The organism is Weissella koreensis KCTC 3621, from assembly GCF_000277645.1.
This window is the reverse complement of the sequence record NZ_AKGG01000014.1, coordinates 137,874-155,595: the sequence shown is the minus strand read 5'-3', so window position 1 is coordinate 155,595 and position 17,722 is coordinate 137,874. Positions and strand designations below refer to the sequence as shown.

Here is a 17,722-nt window from a genome sequence, read left to right as displayed (position 1 = left end):
AAATTATGAAACAAAAAATAAAAATTTTAGGAATTATTTTAGGAATAATTATCATTGTTTTCGGCGGAAAATCAATTTATAAAGGAATTATTGTATCCAGTAATTTAAAAGATGCGCGATCGGCCGTTGATAATCGGGAGTGGGTCAAAGCTCAGAAACATTATCAAAAAATTCAAGATACCAAGCCCTCCGTAGAAAGTCGGACATCTTTACAGCAGTTGGAATATTTAGTGCTAGGTGATACGGATTTAACTGCTGGACATAAGGACAAAATGAAGCAAAATTATCAAGATGCTTTGCATGTTGATGGAAGTATGCCTAGGATTAATAAACAAATTAAAGCTGTCCTAGCATCTGAATCAAATTCTGAAGATGAGTCAAACGATCAAATTAGTGGTTCAAGTAGTTCAAAAAGAAAAACTAATTCAAGTTCTAGTTCCAAATCTTCCACTGATACAGATTGGCAAAATGCCAGCTCTAATGGAACAAGTCATACTGATTTAGCAAATACCTACGATTTTTCTGATAGTGATGTTAAAGCGGCTCGTAATCAATTAAAACAAAAATTCAATAATGTTGATGTATATGATGATACTAATATTAAAAAGGTTATGGCAGTGAGTTTGTTAAATAAAACTTCATTAGAGGTTGCTTATCAAACAGGAGGCTGGAATAATTAATCTTTGTTATCATTTTGTGATCCAAAGTTAAGCTATTTTTGGTAAAATTAATCTTGAATGCTTAAATAGAATTTTCGATATCTAGGTATGAATAATTATTTGAAGTAAAAGATAAACGTTTCGCACCTAAAATTAAGACAAATATATATAGAAAAAGAGAAAATATAACTTTATGGCTAATTTAAAAGAGCAGATCGATACACGTCGAACTTTTGCGATCATTTCCCATCCGGATGCGGGTAAAACAACTATTACCGAACAAATGTTATTATTGGGTGGAGTAGTTCGTTCAGCAGGAACCGTTAAAGGACGCAAGGGTAATTTCGCTAAGTCCGATTGGATGGAAATTGAACAAAAGCGTGGAATTTCGGTAACTTCATCAGTATTACAATTTGATTATGATGGTAAACGAATCAATATTTTGGATACACCAGGCCACGAGGACTTTTCAGAAGATACTTATCGGACCTTGATGGCCGTTGACTCGGTTATTATGGTTGTGGATTCAGCAAAGGGAATTGAGCCTCAAACTCGGAAGTTGTTTGAAATTGTTAAAGAAAGACATATCCCCATTTTTACGTTCTTTAACAAGTTAGATCGTGATGGTCGACCGGCGATGGATTTGTTGGATGAATTAGAGGATACTTTAGGTGTTGCAACTTATCCAATGAACTGGCCAATTGGTTCAGGACAAGTTTTGTCGGGCTTATTCGATATTTATCATCAACAAGTTGAAGTTTATCGACCAGGGAATGAAGCTGAACGTTTCTTGCCATTGAATGAAGCCGGAACAGATTTAGCTACTGATAATCCAATCCAACAGACACCTGTTTGGGATGAAGCACGAGAAGAAGTTGAATTATTGAAGGATGCAGGAAATAAATTTGATGAAAATGCTGTTTTGGATGGAGAATTAACACCAGTTTTCTTTGGATCAGCTTTAGCCGGATTTGGGTTGGAAACCTTCTTACAAACTTATCTTAAATTCGCACCAGCACCAGCAGCGAAAAGAACAAGTAATGATCAACTAGTTGAACCGGATCAAGATGAATTCTCAGGCTTTGTGTTTAAAATTCAAGCTAATATGAATCCAAATCATCGTGATCGAATCGCCTTTGTTCGGATCGTATCAGGTGAATTTGAACGTGGAATGGATGTCGTTCTTCAAAGAACCGGTAAGAAAATCCGATTATCAAATGTTACTCAATTTATGGCGGATTCACGAGAAAACGTAGAAAATGCGGTTCCTGGAGATATCATTGGGGTTTACGATACTGGTAATTTCCAAATTGGCGATACAATTTATAAGGGAAAGAAGGCAATTGAATTTAAAGAATTGCCAACTTTCACACCAGAACTGTTTATGCATGTACGAGCTAAAAATGTTTTGAAGCAGAAATCATTCCATAAAGGAGTGACACAATTGGTTCAAGAAGGAACGATTCAAATGTATACGGCATGGGATTCAGGTGATTATATTTTAGGGGCTGTGGGTCAATTGCAGTTTGAAGTTTTCCAATTCCGAATGGCCAATGAATATAATAGTGAAGTTATTTTGGAGCCGATGGGTTCTAAAATTGCTCGATGGGTTAACGAAGATGAATTGGATCCTAAGATGGCATCATCACGTAATTTGTTGGTACGTGATCGATCAGAAAATCCGGTCTTCTTGTTTGAAAACATGTTTGCTGAACGTTGGTTTACTGATAAGTATCCTGACGTTAAGTTGGAGCAAAAGTTATAAAATAAAAATTATATTTAAGAGGTTAGTTATCAGAAATTCATTGATAATTAACCTTTTTATTTAAATTGAATGGACCTTTTTAAAGAAACGATTAATCAACAACTTAGCAGGAAAATGGTATATTATTAAATAAATAGGTTTGAAAATTAATCAGGGGGTCATTTATCTTAATTAAAAATGATCATAAAGGAGCTTGGAATGGCACAGGAACCATTAGCATTTCGGATGCGACCAAAAACAATTGCAGAAGTTGTCGGTCAACAACATTTAATTGGTCCTGGTAAAATCATTGAGCGAATGGTTAAGGCAAAAATGCTATCATCGATGATTTTATACGGACCACCTGGAACAGGAAAGACTAGTATTGCCAGCGCTATTGCGGGGTCAACACAATATGCTTTTCGAATGTTGAATGCTGCAACTGACAGTAAAAAAGATCTTCAAATTGTGGCTGAAGAGGCTAAAATGTCAGGGACTGTGATTTTGTTGCTAGATGAAATTCATCGTCTAGATAAGACCAAGCAAGACTTTTTATTACCACACCTTGAAAGTGGACGAATTGTTTTAATTGGAGCCACAACGGAGAATCCATACCTGTCTATTAATCCAGCTATTCGTTCTCGGACACAAATTTTTGAAGTTAAGCCTTTAACCCAGTCTGATATGATGGTTGCAATTGAACGGGCGATTCATGATGATAGTCGGGGACTAGGACAGTACCAGATTAAAATTGATCAAGCGGCCAAGGAACATTTAGTACAAGCGACTAATGGTGATTTAAGATCGGCTTTAAATGGACTGGAGTTGGCGGTTAAATCAACCGATCCAAATTCTGACGGAGTGATTGAAATTAATCTAGCAGTTGTGGAAGAAAGTGTTCAAAAGAAGGCATTAACGGCAGATAAAGATGGAGATGCTCACTATAATGTGATTTCAGCCTTACAAAAGTCAATCCGTGGTAGTGATGCTGATGCTGCTTTGCACTATGCTGCGCGGTTAATTGAAGCTGGTGATTTAGTTATTTTGGCCCGTCGCCTGAGAGTGATTGCCTATGAGGATGTTGGAATAGCTAATCCAGCAGGGGTTGAACGAGCCATTATGGCTATTGAAACGGCGGAAAAATTAGGTTTTCCTGAAGCCCGAATTCCATTGGCGAATGCTATTATTGAGCTAGCATTGTCACCAAAATCTAACTCTGCCATGATGGCAATTGATGCGGCCTTGTCGGATGTAACGAGTGGTAATGCTGGTGAAATTCCACCTCATTTAAAGGATTCACATTATGCAGGAGCCGAGAAACTAGGTCACGGGGTAGACTACCTGTATCCTCATAATTATTCAGGAGATTGGATTGCACAACAATATTTGCCAAATCGTTTGAAAGGTAAGCAGTATTGGGAACCAAAAGGTAATTCCAAGGTTGAAGTTGCATATCAGCAACAGTATCAGCAATTACGACAAGCACAAAAAAATGGCTTAAAATAAAATAAGGGTAGTATGTGATGAAAAGAATTGAATGGATTGACATTGCAAAAGGGCAAACCATTTTTTTGGTAGTTTTGGTCCATGTTTTAGAAGGAATTTATAAAACTAACTTATTTCCTGAAGCTAAATTAGGCTTAGAATGCTCCATGAGTGGAATTTTTTTGATCATTATGCCAATTTTTTTGGCATTATCAGGTTACCTTTATAAAGTTCCACAAAATCGAAAATATTTTATAGATCAATTTAAGAAAAAAGCGTGGAATTTACTTTGGCCTTCTATCATCTTCTCTGTTATTTATGTTGGATTACAACAATGTGCGGGTGGGGATGTGCATGAAGGACATCAATGGTCATCATTATTAACTATGGGGATTACTCCAATCGGGTATTTGTGGTTCTTAGAAACTTTATTTTTAACTTGGTTGCTAATGAGTGCATTATTTTCACTTAAAATAAATATTTGGTTCCAGGCATTGATATATGTAGGATTAGTGTTTGTCGGTTGGCATGTTCAAGGACCGTTAATTTTACAAGATGTATGTGTTTGGAGTATCTTCTTTTTTCTGGGGTATTTAATTAAAAATAATTCTAAAATAATGCTACAATCAGGTGTTGTAATTGGTTCTTTAATAGTATTATTAATGACTTTGTATGCTCAAAGTCAAATTCCTACAGAATGGTATGACACAAATGGGCCAACACCATTAATCATGTTAGGAAAGTTAGCTAGTGTGATAGTTGCATTTAAATTTTTTCAAGTTTTACATTTGAAAAGAACTAAAATGTATTGGTTAAATGCTGGTAAAAATTCACTAATTATTTATTTAGTTCATGCACCGTTAGCTTCTATTTTGAGAATTTTGTTATTAAAATTAGGAATTAATAATTTTTATTTATTGACCTTTTTAATCTTAATTTTTACTTGGGAGCTTTCTCGGTGGGTCGCCTGGATTAGTTTGAGATATCGACCATTACAAATCATTTTTTATCCGACTCGATGGTGGTCAGATCGAACGAAAGAAAGAAGCTAAAAGAATGAATTAATTATCCTATTCAAAGGGATTTTTAAAATAATTTAAAAGTCATGAAAGTGAAATATTGTGGGTTTAATGTATCTGAAATTTTTTAAATATTATAAATTGAAAGGGTCTAGATATTATGGAAAATTCAAATCAAGTTACTAAAGATAATCATCAGAAGTACGAGGATTTAATTGTCAAATTAACAAGCCTAAATATAGATTATAAGCTAGTCCATCACGCACCTGCTGAAACTATTCAACAGGCGGATCAATTTATAGCAAATTTAAAAGGCGTTCGAACAAAATCTATGCTTTTACGGGATAAGAAAAATAATTTTTATTTAGTTATCATGGATGATTCAAAACGTTTGGACTTTAAACATTTTCAAGAAGTATCTGGTAAAAAACGTCTCTCTCTGGCTAAAGAAAATGAGGTTGAAGAACTTCTTAATTTAGAACCTGGTATTATTTCTCCGTTTGGCGTCATGTATAGCGAAGGCCATGATGTTGATATTTATTTTGATAAAGATATGCTAGATCAAGAAACTTTATTAACTTTTCACCCCAATGAAAATACACATACAATTTTCTTAGAAGCGGAAGATTTAATGAAGTTTATTAAGTCTTATGGATACACATATAATGTTTTGACAGTGTAGTGATATAAATATTAAATGACTTTAATTTTAAAAAATGTTTTTTAACTCAAAAAAAAATAAATAATGGTGTATAATTAATTTATAGTAAATTTCTTGGACGTACGCGTGATCCTATATTCATTATGTTGCTTTACAACCTTTTTCTAAACGGGAATGGCGGAAAGCCGGCGGAGCATACCTTAACACGAGGTAGCTCCAAATGCTGTCTTAGTACCCACTTTCTTATCTTAGGAGCCAACAATGACGGATCAACTAACGGCGCCAATCAAGTGTTTACCGCCTGCTACGGCTCATGCCTGGCAGGCTTTTATTTTATAATAATGGAGAGAAATAATGGTAATTTTTGTTGAAATTTTATTTTCCTTATTAATTGGTGGAATTGGATTCCTTTTATTGAAAAATAAGGATGACTTATTAGGTATTAAAGGGAAATCAATTAAAAAAACGGCAGTTGGATTCGGGGTCTGGTTGATCATTTTAGCAGTAGCTGTGTTAATTAGTATTCTTGTTTGGGGTAGTGCACCTTGGCCTGTCACAGGAATCTTAATTGTAGCAATGTTTTCTACGATGCTATTAGGGATTATTATCAGTCAAAAAATGTTTCATTAAATGTTATTATAATTTAATGAAAAGGGTTACAATCATGGTATAATAAGAATATAAATTAATTTGCGATTTAATCAAAAGGGGGTTGAATTATGGCACTTGAGATGAACTATACAAATATTTTGGTACCGGTTGACGGATCAAAAGAGGCAGAGGCTGCGTTAGATCAAGCGATCGAAATTGCTAAGCGTAACCATGCTGACTTGCATATTTTGCATGTTATTGATACCCGAGCTTTTCAAAATGTTGCTGACTTTAAGACAGCGATGGTCGAAGAAATTGCTGATACAGCAAAGAAGACAATGGATGTTTATTTGAAGCAAGCTCAGGATGCTGGAGTTGAACAGGTTGAATATACGATTGAGTATGGTTCTCCAAAAAATATCATTGGACATCAAGCTGTTGAAAAATATGGCATTGATTTAGTGATTATGGGTGCAACTGGTTTAAATACAATTGAACGTTTCTTAATTGGATCTGTTACCGAGTATGTAACTCGATCAGCCAAGGTCGACACTTTGATTGTACGAGCTAATTAATAATAGATTTTTAAAGAAAGTGAGACACATTCGTTGAAGGGTTACGATTTAAAGTTTTTCCATACTTATCCAACCAAGGATTAAGATGAAAATGACGTTAAAGTAAGAAACCTTACGTTTTATGTCTCAGTTTTTTTTATGAAAAAATCATATGATATTTTAGATTAAATAATTTATTATAAATTATTACAAAGATACTGAATGAATATTACATTAGAATTACAACGGATTAATGGTCGAAAACGACAAGGATGAATTTCATTAGAAAAAGCATCTAAGAGTTTTTTATTAAAGTTTAATAACAAAAAAATTAGAGTGAAAGCGGTTACTTTGTAATGCGTACTTTTGACATAGCTCTTTTTATTAAGTTAGAATTTAAGACAAGCGATTAAATTATTAATCCGTAAATTGAAAAAAATGCAGGAGGTAATGCATGCCTAAGGTAAAAATTGAACACCTTACGAAAATATTTGGAAAACGAATAAAACCCGCATTAGAGTTAGTTGAAAAACATGCGGATAAGAATGACATTTTAGCAAAAACTGGATCTACAGTTGGTGTTTACGATGCCAACTTAACCATTGAAGAAGGTGAGATTTTCGTTATTATGGGACTTTCTGGTTCAGGAAAGTCAACATTAATTCGATTGTTGAATCGTCTGATTGAACCTACGTCTGGTTCAATTTATTTAGATGGTAGAGATGTTTCAAAAATGGATAAGAAAGAACTGTTAGAGGTTAGACGTACCAAGATGAGTATGGTCTTTCAAAGTTTTGGACTTTTCCCACAACGTACAGTTTTAGAAAATACAATGTATGGTCTTGAAGTACAAGGCATTAAAAAAGATGAGCAAATTAAAAGAGCTGAAAAAGCCTTGGAAGATGTTAATCTTATGCCATTTAAAGATCAATATCCTAGTCAATTATCTGGGGGGATGCAACAACGAGTGGGGTTAGCTCGAGCATTGACTAATGACCCAGAAATTCTTCTAATGGATGAGGCTTTTTCAGCGTTAGACCCATTAATCCGTCGGGATATGCAAGACGAGTTACTTGATTTACAAGAACGTTTCAAGAAAACGATTATTTTTATTTCCCATGATTTGAATGAGGCCCTTAGAATTGGGGATCGAATTGCGATTATGAAAGATGGAGAAGTTGTTCAAATTGGAACGGGAGAAGAAATTCTAACTAATCCTGCTAATGACTATGTCCGTCAGTTTACGGAAGACTTAGATCGTTCAAAGGTTTTGACTGCTGAAAAGATTATGGCTAAACCATTCACAACAAATGTTGATGTCGATGGACCGAATGTGGCGCTTAAGAAGATGGTAACCGAAGAAGTCAGTGGTTTGGTGGCGGTAGATCGTAAACGTCAATTCCGTGGTTTCCTATCAACAGAGAATGCTCTACGAGCACGACATGATCATTTGCCAGTAACAGATGTTTTGACTGAAATGCCAACTGTATCAAAAGACATGTTAGTTTCAGATATTGTGCCTATTATTTATGACGCTCCAACCCCCTTAGCTGTTGTTGAAGATGGTAAGTTACTAGGGGTAATCATTCGTGGACGAGTGCTTGAAGCTTTAGCACCGGCAACGAATAATGCGGATAAGGAGGGACAAAATGCTTAATTTATTATTACTAACCTCTAAAATTCCATTAGCTGAATATGTTGAGAAGATTGTAAATTGGTTGACTGATAACTGGACTGGTTTCTTTGGAGCTATCCAAACCGGTGGGCAAGCCTTGATGGACTGGTCTAATGCAGCCTTAGGTGCGATTCAACCAATTATTTTGATTATTGCATTAACGATTTTTGCACTCTTAATTAGTGGTAAAAAATGGACTTTCCCACTCTTTACAGCTTTAGGACTACTTCTAGTTTGGAACCAAGGATTATGGTCAGACTTAATTCAAACAACGACTTTGGTATTATTATCAAGTATCTTGGCTATTATTATTGGAGTTCCTCTAGGAATTTGGATGTCAAAATCTAACACTGTTGATAAAATTGTTCAACCGCTACTTGATTTGATGCAAACTATGCCTGGTTTCGTTTATTTGATTCCAGCAGTTGCTTTCTTTGGAATTGGGGCAGTACCAGGAATTTTCGCCTCATTGATTTTCGCTTTGCCCCCAACAGTACGCTTTACTAGTTTGGGAATTCGACAAGTGCCAACAGAAATGGAAGAAGCAGCTGATTCATTTGGATCAACTGCTTGGCAAAAATTATTTAAGGTTGAATTGCCATTAGCTAAATCAACTATTTTAGCGGGAGTTAACCAATCGATTATGTTAGCTCTTTCAATGGTTGTTATGGCCTCAATGGTTGGGGCGCCTGGCCTTGGTCAAGGAGTTTTAGCAGCCGTTCAAAAAGCGGATGTTGGTAGTGGATTCGTTAGCGGATTTGCTTTGGTTATCTTAGCTATTGTGATTGATCGATTTGTTCAATTCACAAATGTTGAGCCTGCCAAGCAAGAACCTAAGAGCCCTATGAAAAAATGGATTGGGGCAATTACAGCCGTTATTTTGTTGGGTAGCATGGTAGTAGGATTATTCCATACACAACAGCAATCAAAGAAGTCAGTTGATCTAGTTTATGTACAATGGGATTCTGAAGTAGCTTCAAATAATGTTTTAGCTGAAGCAATGCGTCAACATGGTTATCAAGTTAATTTAACACCGCTTGATAATGCAGTTATGTGGCAAACTTTAGCTAATGGTCAAGCTGATGCATCTGTATCTGCTTGGTTACCCAATACTCAAAAAGCTCAATATCAAAAATATCATGATCAATTAGATATTTTAGGCCCAAATTTGAAGGGCGCTCGAGTAGGATTAGTTGTTCCTTCTTATATGGATGTAGACAGTATTGATGATTTGCAACAAGAGGCTGATCAAACGATTACTGGAATTGAACCTGGTGCTGGTGTTGTTGCAGCTGCTCAAAAGGCTGTAAAAGAGTATCCAAATTTGAGTGGTTGGCAAGTCCAAACTTCTTCAACTGGATCAATGGCAGTTACTTTAGATAAAGCTATCAAGCAACATCAACCAATCGTAATTACTGGTTGGTCACCACATTGGATGTGGCAAAAATATGATCTTAAGTATTTAGCTGATCCAAAGGGTGTAATGGGTAAGAGTGAGAGCTTGAATACCATGACTCGTAAAGATTTGAAGGAAAGCAAGCCAGATGTTTATAAAGTAATGAAAAAATTCAAATGGCAACCTGATGATATGGAAAGTGTAATGTTGGATATTAGTGGTGGGTCAACACCGCAATCAGCTGCTAAAAAGTGGATTAAAGCCCACCAAAAAGAAGTTGATGCTTGGTTTGAATAAATATTACTGAAAGATTGTTAATATAAATTAGTGCTGAAAAGCAGATTTTGAAACATTCTTATAGAGGTTGAGATGATTTTGTCTCAACCTTTTTTTTACATTAATACTTATTTAATAAGATGAAAATTTAAACATATTTAGAAATAAGTTAGCGATTTAAATGGCTTTGTCACTGTGTTTTTTAGTGGTATTGATTAAATGAAGCAGGAAATGTTTAAATAAGTATCAATTTATCATTAATATATGTGCAAAAATTCCAAATTTATCATATGATATACTTATATAAAGTTTGATGAAAAGGCTGAGCAAGCTACGAGGGAAAACTATGAAATTACCATTAACAGCAACAGTTTTAAATAAACGCAGTAGTATTACTATTATTGGATCAGTCGGAGATTATCGTGCTCAAATTGAATTAACTTTGGCTGATCAATCAATCGTTCGACCAGAAGTCGATGAAAATGGTTCATTTTTAATCGATATTGACTGGAAAAAAGCTCATGGTGATATTTTGGTTAAAGCAATGCTACCAGAGCATCCAGAAGTTACTAATGAAACAGTTCTTCATGTTCAGGCTCCTGAACCAATTGTGACGGCAGTTTTGTCTACACAAGGGATTACGCGAAAATTAACGGGATCAGTTAATCAGCCTGGGTTATTCATTGAAGTTCATACTCCTGAAAATACCCATCCAATTGAAGTGTTGATTGATGATAAATTAGAATTTGAATTACAAATTCCAATCGCACTTCGTCCAGAAGATTTGCGGGTAACAGCTTTAAACCCAGTAACAGGTGAACAAATGGAAGTGCCCGTTGAAATTGGGGTTACTACCAAGACAATGACGATTCCAATTTTAACGGATGATATGATTAACAGTTATGCTGATGCCGCTGAAGGCCGTCGGGCTGCTTCAGCGGCTTATGATCACAGTTTGATGGAAAAAGCTGCTGCATCAGAATCTTTTGTAAATTCAATCGTAGAATCAATTTCTCCGGATGAAAATACACAATCTCGAGCAGAGTTGGAAGAAATTCAAGCCACAGAAATAAATAGTCCAGTGGAACCTGATATGAATCAAGAGATTCAATCAGAACCAATTCTAGCTACTGATTTTGAGTCATCTAAAATGGAAGATTCAACAATGTTTGATGATAAATTAATTACTACCATTCAAACTATACAGGTTGAAGTATTACAACCTCATTTTATCGACTCAGTTAAAGATACGACAGTAGAACCAGAAAAAGATGCTAAATTTGAAGATGAAGAATTGGTACCTGAACCAGAACAAGATGCTAAGTTCGAAGACGAAGAATCGGTACCTGAACCAGAAAAAGATGCTAAATTCGAAGATGAAGAATTGGTACCTGAACCAGAACAAGATGCTAAGTTCGAAGACGAAGAATTGGTAGTTGACTCAGAAGAAGATATCGAGTTTGAAGATGAAGATACAATAGTTGAATCAGAAAGTGATATCGAGTTTGAGGATTTTGAAGATTTTGAAGATAGAAATTCAAATATCGGTGATCCGAATGTCGTAGATGGTGATGAACAAATTGCTACAGCTACAGGGGTCGCTGAAGTCATGCGAGATGGTGATTATCAACGTGATCTTAAGATTCCAGAACCGCGGCCAAAAGAGACTATAGTTCCTAATAATCAAGAGACTGATGGTGATGAACTTAATTATTCTCGAACAAAACGAAGTCAGGAAAAGCAAAAAAAGGGTGGCTTAATTGCATTCCTAAAACGGCTTTTCTTTCGACAAAAGTAATTCAAAATAAAAAATGATAAGTAGCTATGAATCGCTTAGATCTTGATTCAAAGTTGCTTATTTTTTGTGTCTTTAAAAATTATACGATTGCAATTAATAAAAAAGGTCAGAGCAAAATACTCTAACCTTTTAAATTTATTGAATATCAAAAGTTGGTAAATCATAATTTTTAAGCTTGTCTTTTGATTTATATTTATAAATTCCATTAATCTTGCTTGTGAGTTGAATTATCGAACCAAGTATTGAATTCATTATTGTCTTCAGCTTTACCACTAGTTATGTGGTTGGTATAGACGTTTTTTTGCTTCTGGTCAAAGTTTGACCAAATTGAGCCACTGAATTCATAGCGAGACGCATTTGGAATCAAGTTGTCAGCTGTGGTGTCTTCAACTTTTAGATTGCTGTTATTTTTTAATTGGTCGCCGTCCCAAAGGGTGGCAATTCCGAATTGTGAACCATTTTTAAGACTGATTTGACGAGCAATTTTAATGGTTGTAATTTCATTATCTGAATTTTGATCAGCTACCTGGAGCGCGATTGCTACAGTTTTAGCATAGTTATCTAAATAAGTTTTGATGTCTTTTTGCTTTATATTGTCTTGTAAAATAATAGTGGCCGTTTGATCCTTTATTAGGATTGTTTGTACCTTAACCGGCAACTTTTCTGAAGTTAATTGCTTGATGAAAATATTACTAAAATTATTCTTTTGAATCGTTTGTTTCGACGTTGAAGTAGCAATGGAGCTAGCATCAGGGTCTTTTACGGCTTCAGAGATAGCGCGATCTTCTTGCTTTTTTTGCTTTTCTTGTTTCTCCTTTTTAACTTTAATCGATGATTTTTTCTTGGCTTCGGCAGTGATTTGATTCTGGTGTTTAACATCATTTTGATGTTTAATTGCTAATGAAGTAAAGGCTAGGATTGCGATGACCAATACTAAGGCACTTATTGAAATAACAATTCTTTTCCCGTGTTTACGCATAAATTCCTCCATAAATTTTATTTATATACAATTGTATCAAAAACTAATCTTAAAATCTCATATCAAGCATTTATTAATTAATTTGTTTCCTTTTGAAAAAGCATGGAGCTGTAGGTTTTAATCATATCAATCATGATTTGAAGTAAGCACTATTATTATCGTAGTTTTGTAAATAATTGTTATATGATTACTTCAAGAAAGCATTGTTTAAATTGTAGATTAGCCTTGTAAAAATTGGCAAGGCAAAGTACAATTATGGAATAGTTAAGTTCTGAAGGATTAGTTTAAAACGATATGCTTAGAGAGTGGTAATTTGCTGGGAAACCATCATATTGTTTAAACGAAGGTAGTCGGGGCGCTGGATTAGTGAAACTTTTTAAGTAGTTAATTCCGTTTTCCGCGTTAAGGACAGATGAGATAGGATAAAACTTTTATTCTAAATCAGGTGGTACCGTGATTAATTTCGCCCTGATGAATCAGTATTGATTCATTGGGGCTTTTTTTATTTAAAAAGTTTTTTAAATCGATCAAAAAGAATAAGGAGTATACAATGCGAGAAATTGAAATGCCAGGTAAGTACGATCCAACTGCTGTTGAGGCGGGGCGATATGATAAGTGGCTGCAAGACAAGCGGTTTGCACCATCCGAAAATAAAAAGGCTCGACCTTATTCGATTGTTATTCCACCTCCTAACGTAACTGGAAAGTTGCATCTAGGCCATGCATGGGATACTACTTTACAAGATATTATTATTCGTCAAAAGCGGATGCAAGGATTTGATACAGTTTGGATTCCTGGGATGGATCATGCCGGAATTGCTACACAAGCAAAAGTAGAACAACGTTTAGCCGAACAGAATATTTCACGATATGATTTGGGACGGGATAAGTTTGTGGACCAAGTTTGGGACTGGAAGAATGAATATGCTGATACCATTAAGTCACAATGGAGTAAGCTTGGTCTTTCCCTAGACTATGATCGTGAACGTTTTACTTTAGATGATGGACTTTCAGCGGCCGTTAAAAAAGTATTTGTTACATTGTATGAAAAAGATTTAATTTATCGTGGTGAGTATATTATTAACTGGGATCCAAAGGCACGGACCGCATTATCAGATATCGAAGTTATTTATAAAGATATTGAAGGGGCTTTTTATCATGTTAAATATCCATTTACGGATGGAACAACTTTAGATGGTAAAGATTATATTGAAATTGCCACAACCCGTCCGGAAACTATGTTTGGAGACGTTGCGGTAGCGGTTAATCCTAAGGATGAACGTTATCAAGATATTATTGGTAAGACGATTAAAGTGCCATTAGTTGATCGAGAAATTCCCGTTATTGCGGATGAATATGTTGAAATGGATTTTGGAACGGGAATGGTTAAAATTACACCAGCCCATGATCCTAATGATTTTGAAGTCGGAAATCGACATGATTTGGAACGAATCAATACCATGAACGAAGATGGATCAATGAATAATCGAGCTGGCAAGTATGCCGGAATGGATCGTGATGATGCACGTAAGGCGATCGTCAATGATTTGACGGATGCTGGTTGGATGTTGAAAGTAGAACCATATACCCATTCAGTTGGACATTCAGAACGAACTGGTATGCCAGTTGAAGCTCGTCTTTCAACTCAATGGTTTGTTAAAATGAAGCCATTGGCTGAACAATCATTGGCTATGCAAAAGACTGAAGATCGAGTCGACTTTTATCCACCACGGTTTGAAAATACCTTTACTAATTGGATGGAAAATATTCATGATTGGGTGATCTCACGTCAATTATGGTGGGGACATCAAATTCCAGCTTGGTATCATAAAGAAACCGGTGAAATCTATGTTGGTGAAGATGCACCAAGTGATCTGGAAAATTGGGAACAAGAGACAGACGTCTTAGATACTTGGTTCTCATCTGCTTTATGGCCATTTTCAACGATGGGTTGGCCGGATACAGAAGCACCTGATTTCAAGCGCTACTTCCCAACTAATACTTTAGTTACAGGATATGATATTATCTTCTTCTGGGTTGCGCGGATGATGTTCCAATCAAAGGAATTCACAGGTCGACGTCCATTCCAAAATGTCTTAATTCATGGTTTGATTCGTGATGAACAAGGTCGTAAAATGTCAAAGTCATTGGGAAATGGAATTGACCCAATGGATGTTATTGAAAAGTATGGGGCTGATGCATTACGTTGGTTCTTGGCTAACGGATCTACTCCTGGATTAGATGTTCGCTTTTCATATACTAAGATGGACGCGGCTTGGAACTTCATTAATAAGATCTGGAATGCGTCACGTTATGTCATCATGAATTTGGATGATGATACAGAAGTGAAAATACCTGCTAAAACTGACTTAACTTTAGCAGATAAGTGGATTTTGTCACGCTTGAACCAAACAATTGCCACAGTTAATCAGAATTTTGATAAATTTGAATTTGGCGAAGCTGGTCGTACCCTTTATAACTTCATTTGGAATGATTTTGCCGATTGGTATATTGAAATGACGAAAGAAACGTTGAATGGGGATGATGATCAGGCCAAGCAAAATGTTCAACAAGTTTTGGCGTATGTTTTGGACCAAACCCTACGTTTATTGCACCCAATTATGCCATTTGTAACCGAAGAAATTTGGTTAACGATGCCGCACGTGGGGGACTCATTGACTAGTGCTGAATTCCCAACTGCTAATGACCAATTAGATGATCAAAAAGCAGAAGCTGATTTTAAGCGCTTAGTTGATTTAATTACAGCAGTTCGTAATATTAGAACAGAGGCCAATGCTCCAATGTCAACTTTGATTGACGTGATGGTTCAAACTTCTGATGAAGAATTGATGCAAATTATTAAAACGAATTCTGATTATATTAACCGCTTTGTTAAGCCTAAGCAATTGGTAGTTTCTGCTGAAGTAAAGGCTCCGCAGTTAGCAATGACGAAGGTTATCACTGGGGCTGAAGTTATTGTGCCATTGGCTGAATTAATCAATTTGGATGACGAAATTATACGCCTAGAAAATGAAGCTAAAAAGTTCCAAGGTGAAGTTAAAAGAGCTCAAGGTAAGTTAAAAAATGAAAAATTTGTAAATTCCGCACCCGAAAAAGTAGTTTTGGCAGAACGCGAAAAGCTAGCTGATTGGGAAAGTAAATTTGCAACTACAAATGAACGTTTAATGGAATTGAAGGCTGCTAAATAGTTTTTATTAAAACTGATTACGGATAAATTTTAGAAGATGTTTATAATAGAGGTTGGGACAATTTTGTCTCAACCTTTTTTAGTCGCTACATTAAAAATTAATCGAATTGTTCAAGACGATTAAGAAAATTAAGGAATACTAAAATGATTCAAAATTACGATGATGCAATAAATTATATTCATGGGCGTAATAAATGGGCAAAGAAAAATACTTTTGCACGAATTGATGATTTACTTGAGGCTCTGGGTAATCCACAAGATCAGTTAAAGTATGTTCATATTACGGGAACCAACGGTAAAGGTTCAGTTGCACGTATGACGGAGCAGCTGCTATTAGAGCATGGATTAAAAGTTGGTTTATTTACTTCGCCATTTATTATGCGTTTTAATGAACGAATTCAGATAAATAATAAGCCGATCAGTGATCAAGATTTGACGCGTATTATGCAAAGAATGGAGCCAATTTTGATTAAATTGGATCAAACATTACCAGATGGAGGACCCACGGAATTTGAAACTTTAACAGCTTTAATGTTTGTATATTTCGCCCAACAAAATTTGGATGTGGTTGTGTTGGAAGTTGGAATTGGTGGTACTTGGGACACAACCAATGTAATAAAAAATAAATTAGTAGCAGTTATTACCACGATTGGCTTGGATCACCAAAAGGTTCTAGGGAATACAGTTACTGAAATTGCAAAACAAAAAGCTGGAATCATCAAGAACCAAAATCAAATTACAGTGGTTGGACGATTACCTGAATTAACTATACCGGTGATTTCGAATCAAACTGAGCATTTATACCAGCTGGAGATGCAATTTAAATTAAAAAAAATTACGCAAAATGATGACGGAGATTGGATTTTTGATTGGTATGATCAACAAGGGCGACGGTTCGAAAATTTAAAATTAGCGTTGTTAGGTAATTATCAATTGGATAATGTATCTGTAGCTCTAGAAACCGCAGCTTTAGCGTTACAAGCACTAAATGTCACAATGCAACTTGAACTAATCCAAAAGGCATTGATGAAAGTTGAATGGCCAGCTCGGTTTGAAAAAATCAATCAAAATCCGGAAATAGTCTTGGATGGTGCCCATAATTTAGCGGGGATTCAAGCTTTAATTCAAACAATTCAACAAAGATATTTTGAACAGCCGGTGGTAGTTATTATTGGAGTATTATCAGATAAAAATTATCTAAAAATGTTGAATGAATTAGCTAAGAAACCTCAAATTAGAGTTATAGTAGTTAGCTTTACTGCTCCCAATCAAAGGGCAGCAATTGACCCACAAACTGTAGTAGATGAATTGTCAATTGCAAATATCAAAGCTGAAGATGATTGGGAAATAGCATTAAATAAAGAATTGTTACAAGATCCGGTAGCTAAAATTATCATTAGTGGGTCGCTTTATTTTGTTGCAGAAGTTCGTCAAATTTGGTCGCAAAAACATATTATTTAAATCAGATAAAATTAAACTTTTAGATGTATCTGAAAGTTAATGGAAGCTTTGATTTAATTGGATAAATGTAAATTAGTTATTAAAAGTTGCTCACATTTGACACTTGAAATATGTTATAGTTGTTATTACCTTGTTTCTAGATAGGAGCAAGGTCGGTCCCGTCTTTTGAGACAGTTTTACAAATGAGTTGTCGCAAATACCATTTGAGGAGAAAAAA

At 35.3% G+C, this 17,722-nt stretch carries 13 protein-coding genes and 1 other annotated feature; of the genes, 12 read left to right on the top strand and 1 reads right to left on the bottom strand.

What is annotated here, in order from left to right; translation table 11 throughout:
• The first annotated feature begins 5 nt into the window (after positions 1 to 5).
• The 10 genes from JC2156_RS06190 to JC2156_RS06145 all read left to right on the top strand — a co-directional run bounded on the left by JC2156_RS06190 (position 6) and on the right by JC2156_RS06145 (position 11,858).
• Positions 6 to 680 carry a hypothetical protein gene (locus JC2156_RS06190; RefSeq protein ID WP_006845779.1) on the top strand — a complete coding sequence of 225 codons (675 nt, stop codon included), beginning with the start codon at positions 6 to 8 and terminating at the stop codon, positions 678 to 680.
• 172 nt (positions 681 to 852) lie between these two features.
• Positions 853 to 2,424 carry a peptide chain release factor 3 gene (locus JC2156_RS06185; RefSeq protein WP_006845778.1) on the top strand — a complete coding sequence of 524 codons (1,572 nt, stop codon included), beginning with the start codon at positions 853 to 855 and terminating at the stop codon, positions 2,422 to 2,424.
• A 198-nt stretch (positions 2,425 to 2,622) separates the two neighbouring features.
• On the top strand, positions 2,623 to 3,909 hold the full coding sequence (locus JC2156_RS06180) for a replication-associated recombination protein A (protein ID WP_006845777.1): 1,287 nt from the start codon (positions 2,623 to 2,625) through the stop codon (positions 3,907 to 3,909).
• A gap of 17 nt (positions 3,910 to 3,926) precedes the next feature.
• Positions 3,927 to 4,940, top strand: coding sequence for an acyltransferase family protein (locus tag JC2156_RS06175; RefSeq protein WP_006845776.1), 1,014 nt, complete (start codon positions 3,927 to 3,929; stop codon positions 4,938 to 4,940).
• A gap of 127 nt (positions 4,941 to 5,067) precedes the next feature.
• Positions 5,068 to 5,589 carry a prolyl-tRNA synthetase associated domain-containing protein gene (locus JC2156_RS06170; protein WP_006845775.1) on the top strand — a complete coding sequence of 174 codons (522 nt, stop codon included), beginning with the start codon at positions 5,068 to 5,070 and terminating at the stop codon, positions 5,587 to 5,589.
• A gap of 333 nt (positions 5,590 to 5,922) precedes the next feature.
• Positions 5,923 to 6,198: a hypothetical protein gene (locus JC2156_RS06165; protein ID WP_006845774.1), complete on the top strand. Its 276-nt coding sequence runs from the start codon at positions 5,923 to 5,925 to the stop codon at positions 6,196 to 6,198.
• An 89-nt stretch (positions 6,199 to 6,287) separates the two neighbouring features.
• Positions 6,288 to 6,734, top strand: coding sequence for a universal stress protein (locus JC2156_RS06160; RefSeq protein WP_006845773.1), 447 nt, complete (start codon positions 6,288 to 6,290; stop codon positions 6,732 to 6,734).
• Between the two features lie 433 nt (positions 6,735 to 7,167).
• On the top strand, positions 7,168 to 8,370 hold the full coding sequence (locus JC2156_RS06155) for a quaternary amine ABC transporter ATP-binding protein (protein WP_006845772.1): 1,203 nt from the start codon (positions 7,168 to 7,170) through the stop codon (positions 8,368 to 8,370).
• Positions 8,363 to 10,081: an ABC transporter permease/substrate binding protein gene (locus tag JC2156_RS06150; protein ID WP_006845771.1), complete on the top strand. Its 1,719-nt coding sequence runs from the start codon at positions 8,363 to 8,365 to the stop codon at positions 10,079 to 10,081. The genes JC2156_RS06155 and JC2156_RS06150 overlap by 8 nt, the downstream gene beginning before the upstream one ends.
• Positions 10,082 to 10,406: 325 nt before the next feature.
• Positions 10,407 to 11,858, top strand: coding sequence for a hypothetical protein (locus tag JC2156_RS06145; protein WP_006845770.1), 1,452 nt, complete (start codon positions 10,407 to 10,409; stop codon positions 11,856 to 11,858).
• A gap of 205 nt (positions 11,859 to 12,063) precedes the next feature.
• Here JC2156_RS06145 and JC2156_RS06140 read toward each other — a convergent pair whose 3' ends face one another.
• On the bottom strand, positions 12,064 to 12,837 hold the full coding sequence (locus tag JC2156_RS06140) for a hypothetical protein (protein ID WP_006845768.1): 774 nt from the start codon (positions 12,835 to 12,837) through the stop codon (positions 12,064 to 12,066).
• A gap of 257 nt (positions 12,838 to 13,094) precedes the next feature.
• Positions 13,095 to 13,311 (top strand) — a binding site (T-box leader).
• Between the two features lie 76 nt (positions 13,312 to 13,387).
• On the opposite strand from JC2156_RS06140, the gene JC2156_RS06135 reads away from it, so the two are divergent.
• Together JC2156_RS06135 and JC2156_RS06130 are read left to right on the top strand one after the other, a co-directional pair.
• Complete coding sequence (locus JC2156_RS06135) at positions 13,388 to 16,045, top strand: valine--tRNA ligase (protein WP_006845767.1); 2,658 nt, start codon at positions 13,388 to 13,390, stop codon at positions 16,043 to 16,045.
• Between the two features lie 143 nt (positions 16,046 to 16,188).
• Positions 16,189 to 17,505: a bifunctional folylpolyglutamate synthase/dihydrofolate synthase gene (locus tag JC2156_RS06130; protein WP_006845766.1), complete on the top strand. Its 1,317-nt coding sequence runs from the start codon at positions 16,189 to 16,191 to the stop codon at positions 17,503 to 17,505.
• Positions 17,506 to 17,722: the final 217 nt, after the last annotated feature.

Bases quoted from the DNA above. Each gene is read 5' to 3' on its own strand.
- JC2156_RS06140 (WP_006845768.1), bottom strand. From the start codon at position 12,837: ATGCGTAAACACGGGAAAAGAATTGTTATTTCAATAAGTGCCTTAGTA.
- JC2156_RS06180 (WP_006845777.1), top strand. From the start codon at position 2,623: ATGGCACAGGAACCATTAGCATTTCGGATGCGACCAAAAACAATTGCA.
- JC2156_RS06165 (WP_006845774.1), top strand. From the start codon at position 5,923: ATGGTAATTTTTGTTGAAATTTTATTTTCCTTATTAATTGGTGGAATT.
- JC2156_RS06155 (WP_006845772.1), top strand. From the start codon at position 7,168: ATGCCTAAGGTAAAAATTGAACACCTTACGAAAATATTTGGAAAACGA.
- JC2156_RS06185 (WP_006845778.1), top strand. From the start codon at position 853: ATGGCTAATTTAAAAGAGCAGATCGATACACGTCGAACTTTTGCGATC.
- JC2156_RS06130 (WP_006845766.1), top strand. From the start codon at position 16,189: ATGATTCAAAATTACGATGATGCAATAAATTATATTCATGGGCGTAAT.
- JC2156_RS06135 (WP_006845767.1), top strand. From the start codon at position 13,388: ATGCGAGAAATTGAAATGCCAGGTAAGTACGATCCAACTGCTGTTGAG.
- JC2156_RS06150 (WP_006845771.1), top strand. From the start codon at position 8,363: ATGCTTAATTTATTATTACTAACCTCTAAAATTCCATTAGCTGAATAT.
- JC2156_RS06160 (WP_006845773.1), top strand. From the start codon at position 6,288: ATGGCACTTGAGATGAACTATACAAATATTTTGGTACCGGTTGACGGA.
- JC2156_RS06175 (WP_006845776.1), top strand. From the start codon at position 3,927: ATGAAAAGAATTGAATGGATTGACATTGCAAAAGGGCAAACCATTTTT.
- JC2156_RS06145 (WP_006845770.1), top strand. From the start codon at position 10,407: ATGAAATTACCATTAACAGCAACAGTTTTAAATAAACGCAGTAGTATT.
- JC2156_RS06170 (WP_006845775.1), top strand. From the start codon at position 5,068: ATGGAAAATTCAAATCAAGTTACTAAAGATAATCATCAGAAGTACGAG.
- JC2156_RS06190 (WP_006845779.1), top strand. From the start codon at position 6: ATGAAACAAAAAATAAAAATTTTAGGAATTATTTTAGGAATAATTATC.